Annotated in this window: 20 protein-coding genes, 1 other RNA gene and 1 pseudogene; 11 read left to right on the forward strand and 11 right to left on the reverse strand. The window is 67.2% G+C overall.

Features of this window, described 5'->3' with window-relative positions; translation table 11 throughout:
• Window positions 1-17: 17 nt before the first annotated feature.
• The 5 genes from J2Z30_RS02990 to J2Z30_RS03010 form a co-directional block, all read right to left on the reverse strand.
• Complete coding sequence (locus J2Z30_RS02990; protein ID WP_044576271.1) at window positions 18-1550, reverse strand: amino acid permease; 1533 nt, start codon at window positions 1548-1550, stop codon at window positions 18-20.
• A 71-nt stretch (window positions 1551-1621) separates the two neighbouring features.
• Complete coding sequence (locus J2Z30_RS02995) at window positions 1622-2626, reverse strand: hypothetical protein (RefSeq protein ID WP_044576269.1); 1005 nt, start codon at window positions 2624-2626, stop codon at window positions 1622-1624.
• Window positions 2627-2900: 274 nt separating this feature from the next.
• Window positions 2901-3341: a hypothetical protein gene (locus J2Z30_RS03000; RefSeq protein ID WP_044576267.1), complete on the reverse strand. Its 441-nt coding sequence runs from the start codon at window positions 3339-3341 to the stop codon at window positions 2901-2903.
• Window positions 3342-3450: 109 nt separating this feature from the next.
• Window positions 3451-4689, reverse strand: a complete 1239-nt coding sequence (locus J2Z30_RS03005; protein WP_044576264.1) for a helix-turn-helix domain-containing protein — start codon at window positions 4687-4689, stop codon at window positions 3451-3453.
• 338 nt (window positions 4690-5027) lie between these two features.
• On the reverse strand, window positions 5028-5690 hold the full coding sequence (locus J2Z30_RS03010; protein ID WP_209468526.1) for a DUF6886 family protein: 663 nt from the start codon (window positions 5688-5690) through the stop codon (window positions 5028-5030).
• Between the two features lie 132 nt (window positions 5691-5822).
• Between J2Z30_RS03010 and J2Z30_RS49295 the strand changes: the two are divergent.
• Window positions 5823-5938, forward strand: a pseudogene (locus J2Z30_RS49295) (IS5/IS1182 family transposase); the annotation flags it as partial.
• A 197-nt stretch (window positions 5939-6135) separates the two neighbouring features.
• Complete coding sequence (locus tag J2Z30_RS03015; protein ID WP_209468527.1) at window positions 6136-6780, forward strand: toll/interleukin-1 receptor domain-containing protein; 645 nt, start codon at window positions 6136-6138, stop codon at window positions 6778-6780.
• Between the two features lie 125 nt (window positions 6781-6905).
• On the opposite strand, the gene J2Z30_RS03020 is transcribed toward J2Z30_RS03015, so the two are convergent.
• Both J2Z30_RS03020 and J2Z30_RS03025 read right to left on the reverse strand, forming a co-directional pair.
• Complete coding sequence (locus J2Z30_RS03020) at window positions 6906-7856, reverse strand: FAD-dependent oxidoreductase (RefSeq protein WP_044576258.1); 951 nt, start codon at window positions 7854-7856, stop codon at window positions 6906-6908.
• A complete protein-coding gene (locus J2Z30_RS03025; RefSeq protein WP_044576255.1) occupies window positions 7853-9313 on the reverse strand; it encodes an NsdA family TPR-like regulatory protein in 1461 nt (486 codons plus the stop codon). Before J2Z30_RS03025 ends, J2Z30_RS03020 begins: the two co-directional genes overlap by 4 nt.
• 935 nt (window positions 9314-10248) lie before the next feature.
• Here J2Z30_RS03025 and J2Z30_RS03030 point away from each other — a divergent pair.
• From J2Z30_RS03030 to J2Z30_RS03065, 8 genes are read left to right on the forward strand one after another with little or no spacing between them, the layout of a single operon-like run.
• The gene (locus tag J2Z30_RS03030) at window positions 10249-11172 is read left to right on the forward strand and encodes a glycosyltransferase family 4 protein (RefSeq protein ID WP_245387442.1); all 924 of its coding nucleotides are present in this window, start codon (window positions 10249-10251) and stop codon (window positions 11170-11172) included.
• Window positions 11169-12161: a D-2-hydroxyacid dehydrogenase gene (locus J2Z30_RS03035; RefSeq protein WP_044576252.1), complete on the forward strand. Its 993-nt coding sequence runs from the start codon at window positions 11169-11171 to the stop codon at window positions 12159-12161. The genes J2Z30_RS03030 and J2Z30_RS03035 overlap by 4 nt, the downstream gene beginning before the upstream one ends.
• Window positions 12148-13269: a radical SAM protein gene (locus J2Z30_RS03040; protein ID WP_044576251.1), complete on the forward strand. Its 1122-nt coding sequence runs from the start codon at window positions 12148-12150 to the stop codon at window positions 13267-13269. The genes J2Z30_RS03035 and J2Z30_RS03040 overlap by 14 nt, the downstream gene beginning before the upstream one ends.
• Window positions 13266-14360 carry a hypothetical protein gene (locus tag J2Z30_RS03045; RefSeq protein ID WP_044576248.1) on the forward strand — a complete coding sequence of 365 codons (1095 nt, stop codon included), beginning with the start codon at window positions 13266-13268 and terminating at the stop codon, window positions 14358-14360. Before J2Z30_RS03040 ends, J2Z30_RS03045 begins: the two co-directional genes overlap by 4 nt.
• A 15-nt stretch (window positions 14361-14375) precedes the next feature.
• The gene (locus tag J2Z30_RS03050) at window positions 14376-15188 is read left to right on the forward strand and encodes a radical SAM protein (RefSeq protein ID WP_044576247.1); all 813 of its coding nucleotides are present in this window, start codon (window positions 14376-14378) and stop codon (window positions 15186-15188) included.
• Window positions 15189-15211: 23 nt separating this feature from the next.
• The gene (locus J2Z30_RS03055) at window positions 15212-16939 is read left to right on the forward strand and encodes a carbamoyltransferase C-terminal domain-containing protein (protein WP_044576244.1); all 1728 of its coding nucleotides are present in this window, start codon (window positions 15212-15214) and stop codon (window positions 16937-16939) included.
• Complete coding sequence (locus J2Z30_RS03060) at window positions 16936-17547, forward strand: HD domain-containing protein (protein WP_044576241.1); 612 nt, start codon at window positions 16936-16938, stop codon at window positions 17545-17547. The genes J2Z30_RS03055 and J2Z30_RS03060 overlap by 4 nt, the downstream gene beginning before the upstream one ends.
• Entirely contained in the window at window positions 17544-18536 is a 993-nt protein-coding gene (locus tag J2Z30_RS03065; protein WP_044576238.1) for a glycosyltransferase, read from the forward strand. The genes J2Z30_RS03060 and J2Z30_RS03065 overlap by 4 nt, the downstream gene beginning before the upstream one ends.
• Before the next feature lie 11 nt (window positions 18537-18547).
• Here J2Z30_RS03065 and gltX read toward each other — a convergent pair whose 3' ends face one another.
• The 4 genes from gltX to rnpB all read right to left on the reverse strand — a co-directional run bounded on the left by gltX (window position 18548) and on the right by rnpB (window position 23633).
• Window positions 18548-19915, reverse strand: coding sequence for a glutamate--tRNA ligase (gene gltX / locus J2Z30_RS03070; protein WP_044576235.1), 1368 nt, complete (start codon window positions 19913-19915; stop codon window positions 18548-18550).
• A gap of 1092 nt (window positions 19916-21007) precedes the next feature.
• Window positions 21008-21532, reverse strand: a complete 525-nt coding sequence (locus tag J2Z30_RS03075) for an ATP-binding protein (RefSeq protein ID WP_078956923.1) — start codon at window positions 21530-21532, stop codon at window positions 21008-21010.
• 286 nt (window positions 21533-21818) lie between these two features.
• Entirely contained in the window at window positions 21819-22649 is an 831-nt protein-coding gene (locus tag J2Z30_RS03080) for an NYN domain-containing protein (protein WP_044576232.1), read from the reverse strand.
• A gap of 578 nt (window positions 22650-23227) precedes the next feature.
• Window positions 23228-23633: RNase P RNA component class A (gene rnpB / locus J2Z30_RS03085), an RNA gene on the reverse strand.
• Between the two features lie 371 nt (window positions 23634-24004).
• On the opposite strand from rnpB, the gene yaaA reads away from it, so the two are divergent.
• Complete coding sequence (gene yaaA, locus J2Z30_RS03090) at window positions 24005-24808, forward strand: peroxide stress protein YaaA (protein ID WP_044576229.1); 804 nt, start codon at window positions 24005-24007, stop codon at window positions 24806-24808.
• Window positions 24809-24860 lie beyond the last annotated feature (52 nt).

The raw sequence follows: 24860 nt of genomic DNA on the forward strand, positions 1-24860 counted from the left end.
GGTAACAGTGCTCGTCATCAGACAACCTCGTCCTCATAATCGGTGGCCGATCGGTCGAAGTGCTGGGCCGGGACTTCGTACGAGCTGCCCTTCGCCCGCCACCAGCCCCAGGCCAGGGCCAGCACGACGAACAGAGCGACCGGCGCGTAGTTGAAGGTCTCCACGGACACCAGGCCGCCGCCAGCGGGGCGCGTCTGCGGTAGGCAGAACAGCACCGTCACGAACACCACCCAGATGACCGCGATCGTGCCGACGGTCACGCCCCAAGTACCGAGGTTCCACGGTCCAGGCCGGAACCGGTGGCGGTTCTTGATACGCAGGTAGATCGGGATCGCGTAGGCAGGGGTGATGCCGACCACGTTGATGCTGGTGATCGCCGCGTACGCGACCGGGCTGTACAGGCTCGGCAGGGCCAGCACAGCGGCGCACACGACGGACAGCAGCACAGCCATGCGTGGCGTGCCCGTGCGGCGGTCAACCTGCCGCCACAGGTGAGAGCCGGGCAGCGCCCCGTCACGCGAGAACGCGAACACCATCCGGCTGGCCGCGGCGGTCTCGGCGTTGCCACAGCACAACTGCGCGACGATCACCACCAAGAGAAGCGCCTTCGCGCCCGCCACCCCCAGAGCATCCAGGAAGATCTGTGCCGGCGGCACTCCCGTCGCCGTCCCCACCGTGCCCGTGTAGTCCTGGATTGCAAAGGTGAGCCCGGTCAGCAGAACGAAGCCGGCCAGCCACGACCAGCCGATCGCGTGGATGATCCCCCGGGACGCGGACAGCTGGGCGTCCGTCGTCTCCTCCGACAGGTGCGCGGAGGCGTCGTAACCGCAGAACGTGTACTGGGCAAGCAGCAGACCGAGAACCGCCACGTACAGAGGGCTGGACCAGCCGGTGTTGTTGACGAACTCGCCGAACACGAAGTCGGTGGAACGGTGATGGGACGGCACGATCGCGAGTGCACCGGCGATCGCCGTGACGCCGCCGAGGTGCCACCAAACGCTGATGCTGTTGAGGATGCTGACCAGCCGGACCCCGAACAGGTTCAGGGTGAGGTGCAGGACGAGGACGCACAGGAAGATCACCATGATCCTGCCCGGCGTCGGTTCGAGCCCCCACTGCAGATTGAACAGAGCGCCTGTGAACAGCGCGGCTCCGTAGTCGATGCCGGCGATCGCCCCGAGCAGACCCAGCAGGTTCAGCCAGCCCGTGTACCAGCCCCACTTCCGCCCACCGAGCTGCTCTGCCTGGTAGTACAGGGCCCCCGAGGTCGGATAGGCGGAGGTCACCTCGGCGAGTGCGGCGCCGATAAACATCACCATGGCTCCGACGACCAGCCAGCCCCACAGCATCACCGACGGGCCGCCGGTGTTCAGACCGAAGCCGTACAACGTCATGCAACCAGACAGGACGCTGATGACGCTGAAGGAGATCGCGAAGTTTCCGAAGGGCCCCATGCGCCGGGTCAGCACGGGCTCGTAGCCCAGCTCCCGCAGGTATGCGTCATCGGACTTCCGAGAGGTCGCACGGTGGATTGGGCTCAAGCGAGACACGGGTCAGCCTCCAAAACTCGGGGATTCTGAATAGGTTCATGCCAATGCGGGCTGGTCGGAGCAGATGTCGATCACGGATGCGGCCCAGCGCGCGGCCTACGGGTACGGGCGTACGCGAGGGACTCGGCGCGCGCTCGCAGGAGCAGCGCCTCGCCGGGGTCCGGCCCTGTGACCCCTTCGTGTACCGACGCCCACGGCTCGCGGGCGGCGTACCAGCCCATCGCCTCGAACACCTCGGCGGCCTCCAGGTACTGGTGGCCTGCCCACAACGCGTAGGCCAGGAGGTTCAGGTCGGCTACCGAGAGCTGCACGGCCGGCGCCTTGTGGAACCAGTCGTGAAAGGCGGTCAGCGTGTAGTCGAGCGTCGACTTCTGCGCCCACTGCCGCCTCCACAGCGGATCCGCGCGCGATCGCCGACGCTGCTCGATCTGCGCGTAAGCCGGCAGAAGCAGCAGCGGCGATCCGACGGGCCGCTGTGAGGCCACGGATCGGCCGAAGTCGAAGACCGCGGCCAAGGAAGCACCCCACGGACCCTCAAGGCCAAGCATGAACTGCAGCACTCGGTGGTAGGCCTCTCGGTTGTACGGATCACGCCGGTTGACCTCGTACAACAACCCCCACGGGCCACTGGGCAGCATGGGCTCATCAGGCCTCACCCGGTGTTCCTGACGCCACTGGCGCGTATCGATCTGCGCCAGCGCCACGAGACACACCCACGGGACTGGATCACGTAACGCCCGACGAACCGCCAGCAGCGCAGCGCCTCGCGCTTTCATCTCGAACTCAGCGGTACGAGGGTGTCGTTGCCGGTGAGCACGGAGCGCCCTCTCGACGGCGACACGAACACCCATCACCTGCGCGTCGTAGCTGCCAGGCTCCTCGGCAAGCCAGACGTCGACCACGTCCGATCGGGCGGCTGCCACGGCCAGCAACTGAGTGCGTGATGTTCGCAGAGCCCAGTGCGTGCCCGTCTTCCACAGCAGCTCCCGCGCCGGTCTCCAGCGTCCCGCGTGCAGCTCGACCAAGGCCACGCGAAGGTCGTCGTCATGGCCGGCCGGGTGATAGACGAGACCCATCAGAGCCCCTCGGCACGGACGAAACGCCGCTGACAACCGGCATCGGGCCCGTGCATCCGATGCGTGCGGACTACGTAAGGGGACGTGCGCTCCGAGCTGGACGTGAATGTCATGGGCGCCTCAGGCAGGTTGGAGGGCAAGGGCCGCGAAGTGGTTGGGGCGAACCGTCGGCCGAGCCGGTAGAGGGGACTCGGAAGCCAAGCTGGCCCCTAGAAGCGAATCTGGCCGATCATGCCGACGATGCCGGTCATGAGCCGGTTGATACTCAGAGCCATCAGGAGGCCGCTTCTTCTGCGGGCCCTTGACGCTCCCGGCGGGCCTGGCTCAGCGCGCGGCGCAGAGCATCGGGCCGCGTCAGCGATCGCGGGCCTTGGGGGAAGACGTGCCAGTGCATCCCCGGAGGCGTCCTGCTCTCGGCTGACGGCACGACAACATGGCACTTCTGTCCCAGAGCGACGGTCCCCGGCTCCTCCCAGCGGACCGCGGTACCCACGGGAACCAGGAAGTACAGCCGGGGCTCCGGGCCCCCGTGGTCCAGAATCACCGGGCCGACCGGTTCGTCACCCTCGTTGAGTATCTCGATCGCGCGGCGGCCCATGGCCTCCACGGCGCGTACGGCATCCCACCACTCCCCCGCCGAGCACAGCTCGGGCTCCTGGCCGATGGGCATCCAGCGCGGCGGAGTTGCGCGAGCCGCGGGATTGTCGTCGGACATGGAAAAGGCCTCCTCACCACTGCGTGTGAGGAGACCATTCCATTCAGCAAGCTACCCTGCGCGGACAGTCTGTCCGTGGGGTCCGCTCGCCAAAGTCCTTGACACGACCTCAGGTTGTGTTAATGCCCGTCCAACTGCCGAATGCTGACAACTCATTGCAGGGATGCGCATCCATCCTGAGCAGGGCCGCAGTGGTCTCGCGAACCGACGGGTGGAACCGCGTGTGGTTTGGCGCGACCTTCCGCGCGCGCTTGAGATCCACGAAGGCGCCATCCCGATCGCCCAAGGCGAGCTTCGCGGAGGCCACATCGATGAAGTGGTGACTCGACCGCTCGCCGACGGTCGTACTGGGCGGCGACCACTCGCCGCCGGAGACCGGAGACCATTCAGTAAGACGGGCGAGAGCCTGCTCGGTGTCGCCCATGTCGATCATCGCGTGCACCTCATGGATGCGGATGTTTGTCGGGCCGAACGACATCTCGTATGCCAGGGAGTCGCGGTTGCCTGCCATGCCCGCGACCTGCTCCGCCTCCCGCAGGTACGCGTCGGCACGATCGGAGTTGTTCTCGCGAGCTTCGAGAACGGCCAGCTTCAGCAGAAGCGCACCGTCGACAGCGAGCGCCTCCTCCGTGAAGGAGTATTCCGGCTGGAATCGCTCCAGCTCGGTCCGCAGCGCGAGGAGCTTGCGGCGTGCCGACGAGTACGCGCCCTGCCGGAGCATCGCCCCTGCGACGAGGTAGCCGGCCGTCAACTGCATCAGGGGGTCGCCGGAGCGGTCGGCCGCCCAACGGACTCGTTCCAGGGCTGTGTTCGACAGGTCGTGGTGGCCCATCTTGTGGGCCAGGGAGTTCACGGCACGGTAGGCGCGCGCCAGGTGCCAGAACGCCTTGCCCGGATCACCGTTGCCACCGCCCAGGGCCACGTGCGTCAGCTCGGCGATGATCGACGGTAGCAGGGGGCCCATCGGAGCGTACCGGGCATCACGACGCAGGGCCGCCACCTGGTCAACCTCCGAGGCGAGCACGGGAAGTGCCCGGGGAGCGATCTCCAGGTCGTCGGGAGTGTCGTAGCAGAGCAGGAGTCGGCGCAGCTCAGGGATGACAGCGTGGACGCCGTCCTCCGCCTCCGGCTCACCGTAGTACGGCTGGCCGGTCAGAACCTCGGGGCCGAAACGCAGCGCCTTCGCGAGCGCCAGCACGAGCGACGGTGAAGCCTTACGCGCACCAGATTCCAACTTCTGCACGTAGCTCGGGGAGACGGCGACCTTCTGCGCCAGTTGAGCGGCAGACAGTTTCCGTGTCCTGCGAGCGATACGGAGACGGTCTCCCAGCGTCAGGTTTTCACTCATCGGTGGACCTGTCCCTTCGCGATGAAGCACTTAGATCAGAGTACGGATAATGCCCAAGCCTGCGCCCTTGGTCGCCAACCGTTAACAAAGCCGAAGGTCTCCCGCCCACGACGTGGATCCGCGGAACAAGCCCGAGGCACCTTGAGGCTCTGCCTTAGATCTCCGACCGCACGGGGAAAGAAGGGCATATCATGAGGAAGCGGGCACAGAGTGAGTGGGATTGTCGCCTCCCAGTCAAGAGGCAGGCGTCGAATTACCTACGGACAGATTGTCCGCGCGAATCCTGCACATGCCGGAAACCCGCGTCAGTGAATGCGCTCTTCTGCCAAAGGCGACACCTATCGATCCAAAGAGGGCGACTCCCCCGGACTGTCCTGCGCCCTCCTCTGGTTTTGCCGCTCCGCGGGCGCTCCACCGGAGCCCACCTGGCCGAGGAGCGTTCGCGGTCGGGCCTCGGGCCGGTGTGCGGGGTGCCCGAGCGAGTTGCGCAGCCGGATGCCGCTGAAACCGCAGGTGCTAGAGGTGATGGTCTCCCAGTACGGCCACAGGATGTTCAGAACCCGCAGCTGGATGCCGGCTTCGGCGTGCAGGGCAAGGAGATCGCCGACGGGCTCGGGTGGACCCAGCGGCTCGATGGGTTCCTCCGCGACGTGGGCGCGCGAGACGGGCTCTCCTATGGGGCGGAACGGCGTGGAGTCGAACCGGTAGGCGTAGAGGCGAACGCTCCGGATCTCCTCCAACCAGTCGTACTCGATCGCGTGCACTCGATCACCCCCGCCCGGGCCGATGATCCGCTCACGGTCTGACGGGGACGTGTCGGGTGTCACCCATGCCATTGCCCGGGGACACTGCTTGGGGAACCAGTAGTCGGGGGAGCGGACTGCGTCCACGGCCCAGACGAAGGCCCCCCGGTCTTTCGACGTCGGGGAAACGCGCGGGACGAAGCGGGCGATCGTGGGATCCTCGGAGAAGTGCAGTACCTGTCCAGGTTCTGGCCGCATCAGAGCATGGTACTTACAACGGCTGACGCCATGTGATGGATCCTCGCTGTCGGCCATGTATCGGAAGTAGGAGTTGGCCGTTCGGCCCGGTGTAAGCACGTCGCCGTGAATCGTGCCGGATGAGCCGTGGACCTGCTTACCGGCGGCATGCGCAACGACATCACCCAGCTGCTCCCCCTGCTCGACGCGGTCCCCCGGTCCGCGTCCGGGGCGGACAGCCCCGCCGCAAACCGGTCTTCCTCTTTGCCCGATCGCGACTACGCCCTGATCACCCACCGACGGTCAGCTCGTTGCCTTAACCGGGAAAGAACCGTAATAGCAGCATTGTGGACGCTTGGTTCCACTGTCGGACCCATCATCTAGCGTGGTCCAGCGGAGCCTCATGAGGAGGCGGACGCTCAGTCGTTTCGGAGGACCAGTGGTCAAGAGGATCAGCGCAAGCTCCATGCGCCAGCAGCTCAGAAGCGCCCAGCGCAAGGCAGAGCAGGACGCCAAGAGGGCCCAGCGCCAGTTTGAGAGTCAGGTCGAGAAGGCCGTGACGGACTACAACCGCGCAGCTGAACGACACAACCGTCAGCAGCTCGCCAAGCTAAGGCGAAGCAGCGGCTCGTCGGTCTCGTTTACGGTGGAAGAGCAGCACCTCGTCGACCGAGTGCAGAGTGCCGTAGCTGAGCAGGACGAGCGCGAGTACGACGTCTTCCTCAGTTACGCGCGTGTCGACGGAGCCGATGTGGCCGAACAGCTGCGTAGCGAGCTTGATTCCCTCGGCATCACAGTCTGGTTCGACGAGGTGGCCATCCGCGCCGGAAGGAGTCTGTCCCGTCAGATGGATGACGGACTTACCCGAGCGCGAGCGGGTGTGACACTGCTTACCAAGGCGTACCTGGGCCGACGCTTCTGGACCGAGCGCGAGCTCGGTGCCCTGCTGCACAAGGACACAGTGATCCCCGTACTCCACGGCGTGAGCTTCGGGGATGTCGGGAAGTTCAGCAGCTTCCTCGGTGACCAGGCGGGCTTCAGTACCGAGTACGACTCCGTGGAGGACATCGCGCAGAAGATCGCCGAAGCTGTACTGCTCGATGAGGAGTAGGTGAGGCTGGTGGCTATCCACGCCGTCGAGTGCTCTTGAGACCGAGCGTCCCAACGACAAGTCAGCGCCCCCTGACCGAGCCCGACCAAGACACCCCGCCGCCCTGTTCGACAGCGGGGCCAACTTCAGGACGGAAGCAGCCCGACGATCTCGCGCGCGCAGCCCCATGACAGGGTGACGCCGCTCCCTCCATGGCCGTAGTTGTGGATCAGCGGGACGCCGTCTTCGCGGACATCTGCCTCGACACGCACCTCGGAGCGCGTTGGCCGCGCTCCTACTCGGTGCGCAACGATGGCAGCCTTCGCCAACCGAGGATCGATCTCCGCGCATCGCTCGACGATCGCTCTCGCCGCGACCGGATCCTCCCGGAGACTCGGCTCGCCGTCGATCGCCGTGCCCCCGAGAACCACCGTCTCGCCGTGGGGGTATATGCAGACGAGATCGGGCGACAGACCCGTGTCCTCGGAGAAGAACTCCGTGATGCCTGGGTTCTTCACGACCACGTGCTGGCCACGAATCGGCCGCATGCTCCCATCCGCGGCGAGCTCGCCCGCTCCCAGCCCCGCGCAGTTGACGATCACGGACCCGTCGTCGATCTCGTCGAGCGAACTGACGAACTGCTGCTGCACCGTTCCTCCGGCCTCCCGGAACCGTCGTAGTAGGTACTGGAGGTAGACGGGCATGTCGATGAGAGGAACCGTGGAGCGATAGCCTCCCTCGAACCCGGCCGGCAGTTCTCCGGGGGAGCACTCACGGAAGTCGGGCAGCAAGGTGCTCCACTCCGGGGCGGACACTGCGCTTCGAGCAGCTTCGACGCCGCTGACCATCCGAACGCCCGTCGCGGGGTCGCCTGACAGCCCTCGAAAGGTGTCGAGGGAGACAAGGCTCCATGGCCGTACCTTCGACCACGGTTCAACCAGGTAAGGGCCCCACATCGCGCCCGCGGCGACCGACGTCGGGCCCGGGACCTCCGCTGCCACCAGGTGCACGGGCAGGCCTGCTTCGAGGAGTGCCACGCCTGTGGTCAACCCTGTGACGCCTCCGCCAACAATGACGATCTTGCCGGTTGTGGTCATGCTCCGACCGTATCCGGGGGCCCCGCTGCCGAACCCGCGTATTTCGCCAGTTGCTCCTCGAGATCGGGCAGGAGAGTGCCGACGTGTGGGTTTCTCTGCTTGCGACGCAGTTCGACGGCCAGTTGTCGAAGAAGCGCGGTACTTCGGGGCGAGCGCACGGTCGCCAGCCTGGAGGCAGCCGTTCTGGCGATGTCGCAAGCCCGCTCCAGTTCGCCTGAGGCGCTGTACCCCAGGGCGAGCCACGCCCCTTCGAAGAGCGCCCTGCGCTGGCTCGGATCTCCCCTCTCCACTCCATGTGCTCCCGTCTCCAGGAGTGCCTCCCCGCGGCGTACGAAACCCCGTCCGGCAGAGCGACCTCCTTGGCGCAGGGTAGAGCGGCCCAAGCCGATCAAGGAGTATCCGGCCTGGCACTCCAGGTGGTTGGGTGTCAGGAAGTACATCCACCGGGGCTCGAGTCCGGCATCCGACCGCTGCTCGATCAGCTCACGGGCCAGTTCGCTTGTCCGCTCGAAGTCCACGCTGCGGCCGGCCGTCGCATACCCGTGGGCAAGGCGGGAGAGCACCGAGGCGCGCACGCCCGCTGTCCCTCCCTCGCTCGCACGACGAGCGGCCTCGCCTAAGTGGATCGCGTCAGCCGGATGCTGACGAGCAGCGGCCTGGAAGGACATGTCGGCCAGGATGTGGGCACACAGCGCACGGTCGTTGACCTGGTGCGCGGCACGGAGTGCGGTGACGAAGTACCGCTGGGCGAGACCGTGGTCTGCCGCGTCGAAGGCCATCCAGCCACCGAGCTGTCCGATCTCGGCCAACGCCCGGACAAGTCGTGTGGTGATCGCGTCCGAGTGAGCACCTTCGTGCAGAAGGAGTCCGACTGCTCGGAACTGCGCTCCGACATACGGCAGATGACGAGCCCCGCCGTTCGCGTCGTCGAGGAGTTGCAGCAGGGGGAGGTTCTGCTCAACCTGGGTAACGAGCGGGTCCATACATCCTTCAACGGCGGCCCTCGGGCCTAGCGCCCCGCGGCCGGCCGTCCCGTCCAGGTAATGGGATACAGCGGCAAGCAGCCCGGACCCCGAGATGGCCAGGAAGCGCCGCCGGTCGAGCAACCCACCGAGCACCCAGTCCTCCACGATGTGACCGAGCCCCTGGACGTTCCAAGCGTGCCCAAAGCCTGCGTCCGCAGCTACCAACATGGGCGAATCCGCTGCTCTCCCCTGCCAGAGCTGTTCGATCGAGACGACGCGCCCCAGTTCCTGGGAGAGGACGTACGCAGTCATCGCAGGCAGCGGAGAACGAGGTACGGCCCCCGAGTCCCGCCAGTGGTAGGGCGCGGACTCGGCGACGGTCCCCACTCCGAAAACGCGGTTCAGCTTTCGGGCCAACACCTTGGGGCTCCAGTCGAGTTCTTCCAGACAGCCCGACACCACCTCGTTACGCCTGTCCCGTGCGTTCGGCATGGCGCACCTCTCCCCGGACTGTCCAACTCGTGGGCTGCGTCTCGCGCTCAGGCATTCCCAACTTTCGCCGCGTTTGCGCAACTCGCCCGGCAGGTTGACCAAGTTGACCGCTTCATCGCCTCCTCAGGTCACCGGTGCCTCCGGTGTGCTGGAAGTCGGGCGGAGCGACGTTGGAGGGCCCGAGACAGAAGGAGCGTGTCGTGACGACTTGGGGCACAGGAATGAAAGCGAAGCGGAAGCAGCCGATACACGAGCCGACCGCCCAGAGCGCCAACCGTCGCCAACTGGCCGTGATCGGCACGCTTGTTGATGTCAATGGGCTGTCAGCGAATTCCTACGGACACTTTGTCCGCTCGGCGCGCTCGCCTAGTGAAATCGTCTCTTCACGCTCCGTTGCACGGAGTCTCCGATAGACCCCACCCCCGCACCTCAACCCGGGTGTCCCCCTGCCTACGCCACCGTTCTCCCCGCCGATCCCGCACTGGAGGAGTCTGCCCATGGCAGCTCGCAAGCACAGTTCACAGGGCGTGACCCATGTTCCGGCCAGCGACTCGGTCCCCCTGCCACGGCAGAGAAGTGCAGGGGGCTCTGTCGAGCCGCTCTCGACAGAGCCCCCATCGAAGATCGCCGTCGCGCTGCATGATGGCTACTACGGCTGCACGTCGGGCACAGGCTTCAGCAACCGGGCGTTCCTAGACGTACTCACGCGGGCGCTGCCCCCAGAACGCCTCCTGGTCATACCCGTCCACATCCCGCGCTCCGACCCCAGCCACGACCCAGTATGGGTGGCGGAGACGGAGAGGGTCCTCCGACGAGCTGGGGCTGAGGTCGTTCCCGTTCCGGGCGGTCGCGCGGCGACCGCTGCCGTCGCGGGCTGCGAAGGCCTGTGTGCGCGCGTGGCGGAAGTCGCACGGCAGCATCTCTCCGATGCACCCATGGCTCAGCTCATCGGCCTCGACATCCCCTTCCTCGGTCTGGGGTCGCACTTGCGCGCCGGAGATCCGTTCAGTCTCCTGCTCGTGCCCCGCTCGACGAGCGAACTCGCCTCGCCGGAGGACTGGCGGCGTGTCCACTGGGAGCACAAGGCGCTGACAGCCGCCGTGAGCGGCGGGGCACGCGTCGCCGCCATTTCGCACCACATGCGCGGCCACCTGGAGCAGGTCTACAGGGTTCCGCGGCACGCAGTTGTCGACCTTCCCAACGGCCTGCTCCTGAGCGACCACGAGGACGTACCTCCCGCTCCGCTGCCGCCGCGAGCCGGAGCAGGCTTCCTGCTGGCCATGGGCCGGGCGGTGGAGAGCAAGGGGTTCGAGGACCTGCTGGAGGCCCTCCGCATCCTTGATGCGCGAGGTGAACGGGTGCCGCACCTCGTGCTCGCGCCCACAACGCATACGGAGAACCTCACTGACCACCAGCGTCAGCTCCAGGCGATGGCCCGTGATTACGCGATCGACGCGACGTTCCTGCCACGGTTTTCGTCCCGGTACCGCACGTGGCTGCGAAGCTCAGCTCTCCGTGGAGTGGTGGTGCCCTCCCGGGCCGAGCCGTTCGGGAGAATCCCTCTCGAAGCGTTCGCCTCGGGGGCAGCCCCGGTGGTCGCGACGCGGGTGGGCGGACTGACGGAGACGGTCGTCGACGGGGTGACCGGATTCACGGCAGAAGCCCGTGACCCCATGGACCTCTCCCGTGCGATCAGGCGGGCGCTGCATATCAGTGACCGAGAGCGTGAGCAGATGCGTGCCCGGAGCCGGGCGTTGCTCACGGCCCGGCACGACTACGAGTCCACGATCCGCACCTACCTGCGCCAGTACACCCCTTGGGCGATGACGCTCGGTGGCGCTGTCAGGGGCGGGGCATGACAACCACAGCGTTGGTCTCTCTCAACTCGCCGTACACCTTCTGGCAGTTCTCCGACCGGCATGCCGAACAGCTTCGGTCCGCTTTCCCGGACGTCCGCTTACGCCTTGCCCAGGAGGACGACGTCCCCGTCGAGATCGGTACCGCTGACGTCTACTTCGGCTGGGCCTTCGACGCCGCCTGGGTGAAGGCCCCGACACGGCTGCGGTGGACGGCCACTCCGTCCGCGGGCGTCGATCACTGGCCGGTCGCCGCGCTGGATGCCGCGGGCATCACGCTCACCCGTGGGTACGGCTACCACGGTCAGCCGATGGCGGAGCACGCGATGGGGCTGCTCCTCGGCTTCTCGCGTGGCCTGTTCGAAAGCAGCGGACTCCAGACCCGCTCCGTCTGGTGGAAGGACGACCTCGCCAGCAGTTTCTTCGACCTGTACGGACAGACCCTCACGATCGTCGGGTGCGGTTCTGTCGGCATCCACCTCGCCGAGGTGGCCCAGGCCTTTGGCATGCACGTCATCGGCGTAAGGCGCAGACCACCTCGTTCCGAACCCGGCGGGATCGAATGGGTACCGGCGGATCGCGTTCGTGAAGCGCTCACGCGCTCACGCGCCGTCGTCAACCTGCTCCCCGCGACGGACCAGACACGCGGGTTCTTTGATCAGACCGCCTTCCGCGCCTGCGGTCCGGGAGCGATCTTCATCAATCTGGGCCGGGCCAGCACCGTCGACCACGGCGCGCTCCTCGACGCACTGGACACGGGACCGCTGGTCGGGGCCGGCCTCGACGTACAGCCGAGCAAGCCACCTCCACTCGACGATCCGCTCCGGCACCATCCACGGATCGTGCTCACGCCCAAGAGCGCGGTCTTCAGCGACGCCTACATGGATCAGGCCGTCGCCTTCTTCCGCGACAACCTTCGGCGTTTCCTCGCCGGTCAGCCCCTCAACGGTGCTGTCACCCCAACTCATGGAGGGCCGCATGACTCCCACTGAACAGAAGCTGTCCAGGACCAACCTGGTGCGGCAGTTCGCCGAGACGGGCCGGAACCACCCCTACCTGGCGTTCACGTTGAACTCGATCTGCAATCTCGACTGCGTCTTCTGCAAGCCGCGGTGCATGCCCGACTACGGGCACAAGGACAAGACGCTCACGGTCTCCGACTACGCGGGCATCGCGAACGAGGCCGGGCTCTGGGGCATCCGCAAGGCGCACTGCTCGGGCGGTGAACCGACGCTGCGTGCCGACATCCTCGACCTCATCGGGGCGCTCTCCAGCGGACTCGGCAACAAGGCAGCCATCGGCATGACCAGCCACGGCAACTTGCGTCGCGGCCTGACCGTGGACGCGCTGCACGACGCCGGGCTCACGTACCTGAACATCAGCCTGCACAGCCTCGATCCCACACGATCCTCCGAGATCATGGGAGGCGGCGATCCGCGTGTCTCCCGTGCCACGATCGACCGAGCACTCGAACTCGGCCTCAAGGTCAAGATCAACTGTGTGCTCCAGCGGTCGTACCTGGACGACGCCTTCGGTGTCGCAGAGCTCGCCAAACGACTCCCTGTCGCCGTACGGCTGATCGAGCTGCAGCGCATCGGACCGGCGGAGGCGCTGTTTTCCACCGAGTTCGTGCCCGAGGCGGAGGTCCGCGAACTCCTCCACACGTGGTTCGAGAAGGCCGGCGAGATCTCCCGTACCGAGTTGGGCGTGCGAAGCCCGGGACGCTACCTCCAGCCGCCCGGCTGGGCGGGCTCCATCGGGTTCATCTCCAACTCCTCCTGCGCCACCTGCTCGGACGCCAACCGCATCAAGATCACGCCCACCGGCATCGCCCGGCCGTGCATCCTCCACAACCGCGACATCCCTCTGAAGCCGCACCTCGCCGACGGCACCATGGCCGACGCCTACGCCCACCTCTTCCGCGCCATGCTCGACCGCGACAGCAACGAGGCCTGGCAGGGCTTCCACTACGTCGACTACGACTTGCGCTGGGACCGTCTGGAGCGGCCGCAGGGTGTGCCCGTGCTTCCCCTGCTGCCCGTGGCCGACGGTACGGGTGGGGGCTGCTCGCTTCGTCGGCCCGAAGGAGAGGCCGAGTGACCACGGCCCGTTCCACCGCGTCGTACGCGCGGCTCTGCGTCGTCTACGCCGAGCAGCTGGCCGCCCAGGGCGTCACCGCGAGCATGCTCACGCACAAGTGGCAGGCCGGCGACCTCATAGCACCGCACTCGGACCTCGACATCCGCGTCATTCTCGACCAGACCCCCGGCTCATGGTGGGAGTGGAACGAGCGGCTGGGCACCGCCCATCACCAGGCGGTGCTCCTGGACCCGGCCCACAGCCGGCTGCTCGAACATCCGCCGGGGTTCGCGTTCACCGTCGGCGAGCTCGACCGGGGCCATGTGTCGGCGGCCGAGACATCCACTTGGAGCCTGGCCACGGGCAACGCGGCCACTCTCCGACGGTGGCAGTCCCGTGCGCAGATGATGCCGTGGAGTCGCGCGGACGAGAGGTTCTACCGCGGGATCCTCGATGCTCGGATCGAAGGCCGCTACCAACTGGACAAGGACAGTACCGACAACGTCCACCACGACCTCGACGCCTACCGAAGGCACTGCATCGCCTGGCACTACGTGGCCCCGTGCTGGTTCGCGTCGGCGGCCCTCGCCACGCGAACCCGCTGCCCCGGGAAGACCGCGGCCCTCAACCAGTGGCACCCCGGCGAACTCGAAGCCGTTTTCGAGGAGGTCCTCCGCCTGTCCACCACCGCCTCGGATCCGGGGCCTTCTCTCACGCGGCTACTGCGCTCGGCCCAGGCCACCGTGGACGCCGTATTGCGCCGCACACCGCCCCCCGCGGCGCTGCCGGAGGAGTCGATGGCGGCGGCCTGGACCACGACCGCCGGCATGCTCCGCGTACGGGTCGCGCGCTGGATCTACTACCTGGATCCCCCGCCGGAGACCGCGACCGGCTACTTGATCGCTCGCGAGGAGAAGGAGCTGCGTTCCGCCCGGAACACCTTGACCCGCCTCACCGACCGAACCTCCGGCGACGACGCGCTGCTCGTGAAGGCCATGACGGGACTGTTGCCGCCAGGTCCGACCACGGCAACCACCCTTCGTGACCTCCTCGCCCTGTGGAGTCGTCACCGCTCCGTCGTCGAAGACTTCCTCTCCACCCACTCCACGTGACCGAAGGGGCTCTCCATGACGTCCTCCGTGTTGTTCGGTGCCCAAAGGACTCTCAAGACCGCGAAGATCAAGATCACGACCAAGTGCAACCGACACTGCGACTTCTGCATCTTCGCCGAAGGCGGCCAAGGCGAGAACATGCCGCTGGACACGTTCAAGCAGGTCCTCGACCGCCTTGGACAGATCCCTTTCCGGCAGCTCCACATCAACGGCGGGGAACCCACCGTCCACCGCGACTTCGGCGAGCTCAGCGGCCTGGCCCGTGACCGTTTCCCGGACCAGGTCATGGTGCTCGGCTCCAACGCCATCACCCTGGCCCGCAACGAACGCCTCCTCGATGCGACCCTCGCGCACTACGACCAGGTCCTCATCGGCTGCGACGAGGAACACGACAACTACGACGAGGTCCGCACCGTCATCCCCGTACTCCGGGAGGCCGACAAGACCGTCGTCATCAACAGCGTGCTGGAGGCCATCGCCCCGGACCGCCTCAGGCAGCTGGCCGCCCTGTGCGACGAGCACGGAGCCATCCACGTCACAAACCACGTCCACCACATCGACGTCGGCCAGCCTGCCAACGACCTCGGTGGACTCTGCGACCGCAACGTGGACCAGCACCTCATGATCGAAGTCGACGGCGACTGCTACCGCTGCTTCAACGCCATGGCCAAGAACGACAGCGAGTTCACAGTCTGGGACGACGACTTCGCCACCAAGGTCTTCATGCCACGCCGCAAGCACTACGACTTCTGCCGGAAGTGCCACGAGTACAAGGACTCGGGTCTCCAAGTCGTCCCTGCCCCCACCCGCCGCACGACTTCCGTCTGACCGCCCCTTGCCCGGAGGTCCCCATGCCCGCAGTACTCGGCCTGAACTTCCACCACGACACCTCGGCCTGCCTGATCGTCGACGGCCATATCCACGCTGCCGAGGAGGAGCGGTGGAGCGGTATCAAGCACAACCGCACCACACGCAAGGGCATCCTCACCGCTCCCACCCATGCCCTCGACTGGTGCCTGCGGTCCGCCGGCATCACCGTCGACGACATCGACCACGTGTGGACCCCGTCCATGCGCCCCGGCCCCCAACACGGATCGTGGGCATCCACAGAGCAGGCCGAACTCGCCGCCATGCTCCCGGAGCCGCTCGGGAGGCGGCTGAAGCTCATCTCCCACCACACCGCACACGTCCTCTCCGGTTACCTGCTCTCCGGCGAGGAGCACGCGGCCGGGCTGGTCATCGACGCGGGTGGCTCCGCTCTGGGCATGGACATCGCGACCGGGCGCGAACGGATCACCGGCTACGACCTGAGCCCAGACAGCATCGACCGCGTCCACCAGGTCATGCCGGCCATCGCCCCGGGTCCGTCCGGACCCGCGCGCACCCATCCCTCGCTCGGCCACTTCTACCGCAACCTCGCGCTGCGAGTGATCCCGCCAGGCGACGAAGCCGAGGGCAGCATGATGGCGCTGGCCGCGTTCGGCGATCCCGACCGCTACTACAAGGAACTTCGCGGCCTCGTCCATCTCGGCGACGACGGGCACGTACACCTCGCAGCACCGTGGGGCTCGTACGATCCCGACACCCCGCTCCGCGTCGAAGGCGCCGTCTGGACCGCACGGGCCGCCGACGCGAAGCCGCTGGGCGCCCGCGCCGACCTGGCTGCGGCTGCCCAGCGAGTCTTCGCCGAAGCGGTCATCCATGTGGCCCGCCACCTGCGCCATCTCACGGCCGCCCGCACGCTGGTCTTCTCCGGCGGCTGCGCCCTGAACTCCCACCTCAACGGAACGCTCGCGGAGCAGTCCGGCTTCGAGAACCTGTACGTCGCCCCAGCGCCGCACGACGCCGGCACCGCGGTCGGCGCCGCCCTCTACGCCTGGAACTACGTCCTCGGGCAACCGCTCCTGCCGACCCCCGAGGACGCCGACTGGGGCCCGCTTCCCGGTTCTCTGCCCGACAAGGCCCTCTCGGGTGGCTACCAAAGAGTCTCCGACCTCGGTGACCGACTGGTGCCCGCGGTCGCCGCGCTCCTCGCGGACCACCACGTCGTCGGCTGGGTACAGGGCGGTATGGAGTTCGGCCCGAGGGCTCTCGGCCACCGCTCCATCCTCGCCCACCCCGGTAGGGAGAGCACCAAGGCCCGCCTGAACACGCTCAAGCAGCGAGCCGACTTCCGTCCGTTGGCGCCCCTGGCACTCGCCGAGGAGGCCGACGCGTGGTTCCTCGGGGATTCCGACCCGTTCATGAACCGTGTCGTGCGCGCCCGGCACTGCAAGTCTGGTCGCATGCCCGCGGTGGTCCACCACGACGGAACCGCCCGCCTCCAGACCGTGAGCCGCGGCCACTCAGGAGTCCGCCCGCTCCTGGAGGAGTTTTACCGTCTCACCGGAGTGCCCGTGCTCCTCAACACCTCCCTGAACTTCAAGGGAACCCCCATCCTCCGCACCGCCGAGCAGGCCGTCGACGCCGCTGTCGGGCTCGGTCTCGATGCCCTGGCCGTCGAGGACACTCTGGTCCTCGCCCCGCACGTGCAGATCGACACAGTCCTGTCAGCCTCCACCGGAAGGGATCGCACATGAGCAACACCCCCGCTGTGACAGACGAACTCGGCCTCATGGACTGGCCGGAACCCGCACGCGAGCGAGGCCGACACGCCATCGCCCTGGCCACGGCGATCTACACCGGCCATGTCCGCGACCAGGGCACGCCCTACATCAACCACCCGGTGCGCGTCGTCGCCATCCTGAAGAACGAACTCGGCGTCACCGAACCCGACCTACTCATCCTCGGCCTGCTTCACGACGCGCTGGAAATCTCCCCATCGGCCGAGCCCATGATCGAATCCGGCCTGGGCGGAGCCTTCGCACAGCGGCTGCGCTCCATGATTCCCGACCACCGTCTGGAGCAGCGTCCCAAACAGCCAGGGGACGCTGACACCTGGCACGACAAGATCCAGGCCTTGGGCCAGGACGAACTACTCGTCCGCCTCGCCGACCGCATCGACAACCTACGCGACCTGCGGCACTCGCCGGACTCGGGCCGTCGAGCCCGCTTCCTTGGCAGCCTGACGCGTACCTACCTGCCGCTCGCCGAGGAGTCCCGCGAGGTGAGTGCTCCGCTGCGGGCAGCGTTTGTACTGCTCTCCGCCGAGTACCAGCGGCACGCGCAGGAGACGGCGGCCCAGTGAAACCGGTCGTCCACTCCATGTCGCCACAGGGCCGCACCGGAGGCCGCGTCTATCTCCGCATGATCCACAACGCCACAGCCGACCAGATCGACTGGCATACGGTGCCGGACTACAAACGCACCTACGCCGTCCGCCGGGGACGGAAGCTGCGTCACCTCGCCCGCCTCACACCGCACATCCGCGACCTCAGGGCCCAGCCGGGCACGTTTCTGTGGGACGACCTCAGCATCCTGCTGTTCACCCCGGAAATGCGGGCCCGGACCGTCTTCGTCTTCCACCACTACGAACCGCTGCAGTTCGACTCCCGGCCACTCGAACCGCTGCTGTGGCACAGACTCTTCGCGGTCCTGGCCCAATGTCGCGCGGTCGTATGTGTTGCCCCATACTGGGCGGCCTTCCTCCGAGACCGCGGCGTGCGCAATGTCCAGGTGATCTACAACGCCTTCGACCTCGCCGAGATCGACGGGGCACGTGCCATGGACCGGGCCGACTGCAAAGCCAGGTTCGGCCTTCCAAAGGACGGGATCTCCGTATACGCGGGGAAGGCCGTGCACTGGAAGGGCATCGACACGGTCGCCGCCGCCATCGGGGACGTACCGGAAATGTGTCTCGTGACCACAGGAAGCAACACCATCGGCTCCCCGGGACACCACTTCGACCTGCCCCGCCTTCAGTACCTCCAGCTGCTACGGGCCTGCGACGTCGGAGTCTTCACGCCACGCATGAGGGAAGGGTGGAGCCGTTGCGCCGCAGAGGCCCTGCTCCTCGGCATGCCGTGCCTCATCAAGCCGATCGCTGGGCTCGGTGACCTCGCAAACCTCACCGGGCAACCGAGCCCGGAGCCGCGTCGGCTGGCCGAGCAGATACGGGAGCAGGCGGATGCGCCACCGGACGAGTCCAAGACCGTGTACGAGACGCTGGCCCGCTTCGACACGACGTACTTCCGCGACGCTTGGTCCCGCCTCCTCGCGGCCGGGACGGGACCCTGATCAGGAAGTGATCAGCCAGCGAGCTTCGCGAGAGCCGCATCGATCCGGGCCAGCGTGCGGTCCTTGCCGAGGACCTCCAAGGACTCGAAGAGGGGCAGACCAACTGTGCGGCCCGTGACGGCGACGCGCACTGGGGCCTGGGCCTTGCCCAGCTTCAGGCTGTGCTCCTCGCCAGCCGCCAGGACTGCCTCCTTGAGGGACTCCGGGCTGGTCCAGTCGGCCGTCTCCAGCTTGGCGCGGGCAGTCGTCAGGAGGGCCGACGGGTCGCCCTTCATCGCCTTGGACCAAGAGGCCTCGTCCTCCACCGGCTCCTTCAGGAACAGGAAGTCGACGTTGGCGGTGATGTCCGAAAGGACGGCCAGGCGGGTCTGGGCCTGGGGGGCAATCGCTTCCCAGGCGGCCTGGTCGAAGTCCTCGGGCGCCCAGTTGGCGTACGGGGCGCGGAGCCACGGCTCGCAGGCCTCGATGAACCTCTCCAGCGGCAGGGCGCGGATGTACTCGCCGTTGAACGCGGTCAGCTTCTTGAGGTCGAAGAAGGCGGGGGAGGTGTTCACGTCCTCGACGCGGAACTTCTGCTCCAGCTCCTCGTACGGGCGGAGCTCGACGTCGTCGCCAGGCCCCCATCCGAGCAGCATCAGGTAGTTGGTCATCGCCTCGGGCAGGTAGCCCTCGGCGAGGTAGTCCTCAAGAGCGACCTTGTCGCGGCGCTTGGAAAGCTTCTGTCGCTTCTCGTTCACGATCACTGGCAGGTGCGCCCACACCGGGGGCTTCGCGCCCAGCGCCTCCCACAGCAGCTGCTGCTTGGGCGTGTTCGACAGGTGCTCGTCGCCACGGATGACAAGGGTGATCCCCTCGTCGAGGTCATCGACCACGTTGGCGATCACGAAGACCGGAGAGCCGTCGCCACGAGCGATGACGAAGTCCTCGATCGAAGCGTTCGGGAAGGCTGGCTCACCACGGATCAAGTCCACGACGACCGTCTCGCCCTCGGTGGGTGTACGGAACCGCAGCGCCCGGCCCTCCACGTGCTCAAGACCCCGGTCCCGGCAGAAACCGTCGTAGCCGAGGTGCTGCGAACCGGTCCGCTCCTGAACCTGCTCACGAGTGCAGTCGCAGTAGTACGCGCGGCCCTGTGCGTAGAGCTGCTGGGCGGCCTCGCGGTGCCGGTCGGCGTTCTGTGACTGGAAGTAGGGGCCTTCGAACGCGGGATCGTCCTTGGAGATCCCGATGGACGCGAGCGCGCTGATGATCCCGTCGATCCACTCGGGCTTGTTACGGGCCGTGTCGGTGTCCTCGATACGCAGGACGAACTTGCCCCCCGCTTGTCGTGCGACGGCCCAGTTGTAGAGGGCCGACCGGGCTCCGCCAACATGGAACATACCGGTCGGAGACGGGGCGAAACGCACGCGTGTGGAGGCAGTAGACATGCGTGCAAGCCTACCGATTCCCAGCGGGTGCTCGCCCGCACCCACAGGGGCGGACGTCATGTTTCTCTCGTACCCGGCGAGCGCATGCACGTTCAGTCCGCTTCCTGCGCCGAGCTGCGTTGGCGTTGGCAGACGTGCCAAGCCGTTGCCTCACTGACGCCGAAAGCGGCGCCGAGCTGGGCGTACGTGGCCCCGCTCTGCTCTCGCATCCGCACGAGGTCTGTTTCCTGCTCATTGGTGAGTGCGGGCCGTCCGCCACGTCCGGAGGCAGGAACAGGAGGCGGATCAGTGAGGTGGCGCCAGGTCGTCCCCTGCACAGCCGCCCGGACGGTCGCGTACTCCAGACAAAATCCGTCAGCAAGCGACCGTAGTGAAGCGCCGCCGGCATGCGCGCGCCGCATTTCCCCCACGGACGCCGCGTTCAGAAGGACGCCTGGGCGGCGCTGGTCTCCGGAGGACTCATCGGGCACTTGTTCATCGACATGCGCCCAGGTGACGCCGCAGATCGCGTCATGAACAGTGTTGTAAGGAAGTCCGCACCTCGTCGCGAGGTAGCGCACCGTAGCACCGTCGGCATGTTCACGCCTCAACCTGCGTACGTGCGCTTCGTCCAGAACAGTGGGGCTCGGCTGGTCAGGATCAGCGGGCTGGGGCCGACTGAGCGGCGGCGGGTCATCCACCCAGCGCCAGGTGGCGCCATAGACCGCCTTGGAGAGCGCCCTGCTGGTCACACCGATCGCACGCGCGAGCTGATCTACCGACGCCCCGTTCTGCACCCTACGCCGCGCGTCACGCACAACCTCGGCGGCGAGCACTCTCCGGCCACCGAGGCGTCCCCGGTCTGACTCATCGAGATTCTCTTCTGAGGCATGTGGCGACACGTAAATACTCCCCACTCGCATTGCCTGAACCCAGGCATGCCGACCTCTCACCCCACGCGTCCGCCCCTCGTACAGCCGCCAGGCTCATCGAAGGGCCGCACCATCCACGGGCCTGTTGTGACCGTACCCGTGTCGTGCCTCGGTCGGACGCCCCTCGTTCTGCTCAGGCAGGTTGGTGCCGCTTCCCAGCGGTTGCCGGGACGGACAATGCCCGCGATTTCACCGGCCTCGTCAGGCAGACCTGCTGATCAGCTCGTCGCACGGCAACCGTATGGGGTGAGGTCGGCACCTTCACCGGGTTATCGCCCAGACCTTCGTGCGAAGGCTCCAGCCTGATCTCGAACCACGTGGTCTTGCCCTCGGACTCCAGCCGCACGCCCCAGGCGTCCGCCAAGGCCTCGACGAGCCAGAGACCTCGGCCGCTCTCGTCGTTCGGCCCGGCCGCGACGGCGCTCGGCAACGTGGGGTCGGTGTCCGTGACTTCGACGCGAAGCCGTTCGGCGTTACGCGTCACGACGACGTCACACGGACCGGATGAGTGCAGGACGGCATTTGCGATCACCTCGCTCGCCAACAGCTCAACGGTCTCCACCGTTTCGCCCTGCGCCGGCACGCCCAAATGCCGGGACAGTGCGACAACTTGGCGACGTGCAAACGGAACACATCGACAGCAGCCGCAACCGTGAATCCGTTCGTCGGAAGTTCGGGATCGCTGCGTGCCATGACGACAACCTCACATCGGTAGCGGCCTCAGTGAAAGGAAGCCTTCCATCCGACAAGGGCTGTGGGAGGACAGTCTGTCTCTAGGCATTTCATGCGAGATGCCTTGACCTCCCGGTGGGTTGCGGTATTTGAACAGCAGCGAACCATCTCCCGCCTGCTCGTGGATCAGTCGGGAACCAGCAGACCGTTCCCGATCGCTGAGACTGCTGGTCCGACAACCGCTCGGTAGGGTCAGCGGCACCAAAGCCTGGCTACAAGGCGGGACCAGCCGCCCCGGTCCGCGAAACCGGATCATCTCCGGGTGCGAGGGCGGATGTTCCGTCCTTGTCGACTCGACTGCGTACATAGATGACGGGCGGATTCCCGTCCCCGGGATCGCGCTTTTGCAGGTCGAACAGGCCGGTTGCCTCCATGAGGCCCATGAGCTTGGGGTAGCCGTAGCTTCGGGAGTCGAAGTCGGGCTGACGCTTTCTGATGATGCTGCCGACAGCGCCGAGGTGAGCCCAGCCATCGTCGTTTGAAGCCCCCTCCACGACGCTGCGCAGCAGGTCCGTGAGCCCGGCGTCCCTCAGCCCATCTGCTGCTGTCTGCACAGCCGCCCTTGGAGCCGCGCCGGCGAACTGAGGGCCACCCGACGTGTAAGCGAGGTTTTCGGTGTAGATGAACTTGTCGCAGGCGGAGACGAAGGGCTTGGGCGTCTTCCGCTCGCCAAACCCGTACACGGTCAGCCCGGATTCACGGATCCGGGCAGCCAGGCGCGTGAAGTCACTGTCGCTGGAGACGATGCAGAACCCGTGGAAACGGTCCGTGTACAGCAGGTCCATGGCGTCGATCACCAGAGCTGCGTCGGTGGCGTTCTTGCCAGTTGTGTAAGCGAACTGCTGAATGGGCTGGATCGACTGCTTGAGCAGCTGGTCCTTCCACCCCTTCAGTGACGTCCCTGTCCAGTCGCCGTAGGCCCGCTTGACGTGAGCGGTCCCGTACTTGGCGACCTCGGCCAGCAGGCTCTCGACGATCGCGGGCTGTGCGTTGTCGGCGTCGATGAGCACAGCCAGCTTGGCCGCGTTCTCGCTGGCGTCCATGCCACTCCTGTCGTTGTCAGGGCTGGGCCGCGCGCCAGCGGAGGTTCGCCGTCAGCACTCCAGGATCAGATACCACCAGCCGTACGGCCCGGAGGGTGCGCCTGGAACGCCCTGCCAGATTCTGCCCGCTCCAGCGCGTTCTGGCTCGGAATGCTACCCATGTTGAACTTAGGCCAATATTTTGATCATGTCGCCAATGCGTCGAAGTTCTTCTCCCAGGAGCCCTTCTTCTCGTCCTTGCATCCGCGATGCGCCAGCATTCGGATGATGGGCCGGGTACGGCGGCCCGGGCTGCGGCAGACCAGACCGGCCATCGAGATCCGTCCCGATCCCGCGGCGCTGACCCGTGACCCGCGGCGTGCGATCACGCTGGGACCAGGCGCGCGCGGCTGTCGTGAACGCCCTGCCCAGATGCCTCGCGCGCCCCTCCGCTCCAGGGACTTTTCAGGGACTTTCAGCGCTGTCCGAGGGACTTCCGAGGGACTTTCCGCCGCGTAAGACGGCAAGCCCGTGAAAGCACGGAAAGGGCCTCCGTCGCAGGTCAGAGGCCCTTTCCAAGGCAAAAGCGCAGGTGGCGGCGGACGAGTCGGCCTGTACGCCGGGTTCTGTCTCCCGGGGGCCTCGCGGCCCTCGGGGAGGCGGCCATCCATCTAGGGCCGACGTTGCCGCCGGCCTCGTGCGGTCTACCCGCGGACTCGGGCGGGCAGCCCTCGATCGTCCGCGCAGAGCCGCCGTGCGGCGGCTCCTCTTGACCTTGCTCCAGGTGGGGTTTACCGAGCCGTCCGAGTCACCTCGGACGCTGGTGGTCTCTTACACCACCGTTTCACCCTTACCGGTCGCCTCGCGACGTCCGGCGGTCTGTTTTCTGTGGCACTGTCCCGCGGGTCACCCCGGGTGGGCGTTACCCACCACCTTGCCGTGTGGAGCCCGGACGTTCCTCGGCGGGGCCCTGAAGGACCCCGACGCGACCGCCCGGCCGGCTCGTCCGCCGTGTTGACCATGATACCCGGCGGGCGGGCGACCCCGGTCGGGCCCGGTCGACCCCTGGAGGTGGCGCTGGCCGGCGGTCCGCTCGACGGGGACCGGGTGCCCGCGCGGACGACGGTCTGGCCGCGCCAGAGGTTGTCGAACGGATCGTGACGCCTGCGGCGGGCCGCTTTGCTCTACCCGCCCCTTCCCTCAACCGAGGCTCCTTCCTCAACTGGGGCTCGGGGTCCGGTGGCGGAGCCCTGCCACCCGCCGGACACCCCATAGCGATTGGCCGTAGGCTGCGAGGCGAGGCGGGGCGGGCCCGGGTTTTCCGGGCCCGCCCCGCGCCCCGTCGCCGACGACCATTCGACCTTCGAGGAGAGACCGTGCTCGTGCTGCTGCCCCCGTCCGAGGGAAAGGCCACAGGAGGCGCCGGGTCCCCGCTGGACCTGGGTTCGCTGTCGCTGCCGGGCCTGGGCGAGGCGCGGGCGGAGGTGCTGGATGAGCTGGTGTCGCTCTGCTCGGGCGACGAGGGGAAGGCCGCGGAGGTGCTGGGCCTCAGCGAGGGGCTGCGCGGCGAGATCGCCAAGAACGCGGCGCTGCGGGAGGCCGCGGCGCGGCCCGCCGGGGAGATCTACACCGGAGTGCTGTACGACGCTCTCGGGCTCGCCACGCTGTCTGCCCCCGCCCGCCGCCGGGCGGAGCGGTCGCTGCTGGTCTTCTCCGGGCTGTGGGGCGCCGTACGGATCGACGACCGTATCCCCTCCTACCGCTGCTCGATGGGCGTGAAGCTCCCGGGGCTCGGCGCACTCGGCACGTATTGGCGGACCCGGACCGCGATGGCCGAGGTGCTTCCGGAGGCCGCCGGGGACGGGCTGGTGCTGGACCTGCGCTCGGCGGCGTACGCGGCGGCGTGGAAGCCCAAGGGGACGGTGGCCGAGCGGACGGCGACAGTACGGGTGCTCCAGTCGAAGATCGTGAACGGGGTCGAGAAGCGGTCCGTCGTCAGCCACTTCAACAAGGCGACGAAGGGCCGGATGGTACGGGACCTGCTGACCGCGGGCGCCGAACCGGACGGCCCCGGCGAGCTGGTGGACGCGCTGCGCGGGCTGGGGTACGTGGTGGAGTCGGCGCCGCCGGAGCGGGCGGGGCGGGCGTGGGGGCTGGATGTGGTGGTGACGGAGGTGTAGGTGGGTACTCGAATGCGGTGTGGGTCGGCCCGCCTGTTCCCTGGCCGGGGGC

Source organism: Streptomyces iranensis (assembly GCF_017874715.1).
Taxonomy (GTDB): domain Bacteria; phylum Actinomycetota; class Actinomycetes; order Streptomycetales; family Streptomycetaceae; genus Streptomyces; species Streptomyces iranensis.

Bases quoted from the DNA above. Each gene is read 5' to 3' on its own strand.
- J2Z30_RS02995 (WP_044576269.1), bottom strand. From the start codon at position 2,626: ATGGGTCTCGTCTATCACCCGGCCGGCCATGACGACGACCTTCGCGTG.
- J2Z30_RS03000 (WP_044576267.1), bottom strand. From the start codon at position 3,341: ATGTCCGACGACAATCCCGCGGCTCGCGCAACTCCGCCGCGCTGGATG.
- J2Z30_RS03005 (WP_044576264.1), bottom strand. From the start codon at position 4,689: ATGAGTGAAAACCTGACGCTGGGAGACCGTCTCCGTATCGCTCGCAGG.
- J2Z30_RS03010 (WP_209468526.1), bottom strand. From the start codon at position 5,690: ATGCGGCCAGAACCTGGACAGGTACTGCACTTCTCCGAGGATCCCACG.
- J2Z30_RS03015 (WP_209468527.1), top strand. From the start codon at position 6,136: ATGCGCCAGCAGCTCAGAAGCGCCCAGCGCAAGGCAGAGCAGGACGCC.
- J2Z30_RS03020 (WP_044576258.1), bottom strand. From the start codon at position 7,856: ATGACCACAACCGGCAAGATCGTCATTGTTGGCGGAGGCGTCACAGGG.
- J2Z30_RS03025 (WP_044576255.1), bottom strand. From the start codon at position 9,313: ATGCCGAACGCACGGGACAGGCGTAACGAGGTGGTGTCGGGCTGTCTG.
- J2Z30_RS03030 (WP_245387442.1), top strand. From the start codon at position 10,249: ATGGCTCAGCTCATCGGCCTCGACATCCCCTTCCTCGGTCTGGGGTCG.
- J2Z30_RS03035 (WP_044576252.1), top strand. From the start codon at position 11,169: ATGACAACCACAGCGTTGGTCTCTCTCAACTCGCCGTACACCTTCTGG.
- J2Z30_RS03040 (WP_044576251.1), top strand. From the start codon at position 12,148: ATGACTCCCACTGAACAGAAGCTGTCCAGGACCAACCTGGTGCGGCAG.
- J2Z30_RS03050 (WP_044576247.1), top strand. From the start codon at position 14,376: ATGACGTCCTCCGTGTTGTTCGGTGCCCAAAGGACTCTCAAGACCGCG.
- J2Z30_RS03055 (WP_044576244.1), top strand. From the start codon at position 15,212: ATGCCCGCAGTACTCGGCCTGAACTTCCACCACGACACCTCGGCCTGC.
- J2Z30_RS03060 (WP_044576241.1), top strand. From the start codon at position 16,936: ATGAGCAACACCCCCGCTGTGACAGACGAACTCGGCCTCATGGACTGG.
- gltX (WP_044576235.1), bottom strand. From the start codon at position 19,915: ATGTTCCATGTTGGCGGAGCCCGGTCGGCCCTCTACAACTGGGCCGTC.
- J2Z30_RS03080 (WP_044576232.1), bottom strand. From the start codon at position 22,649: ATGGACGCCAGCGAGAACGCGGCCAAGCTGGCTGTGCTCATCGACGCC.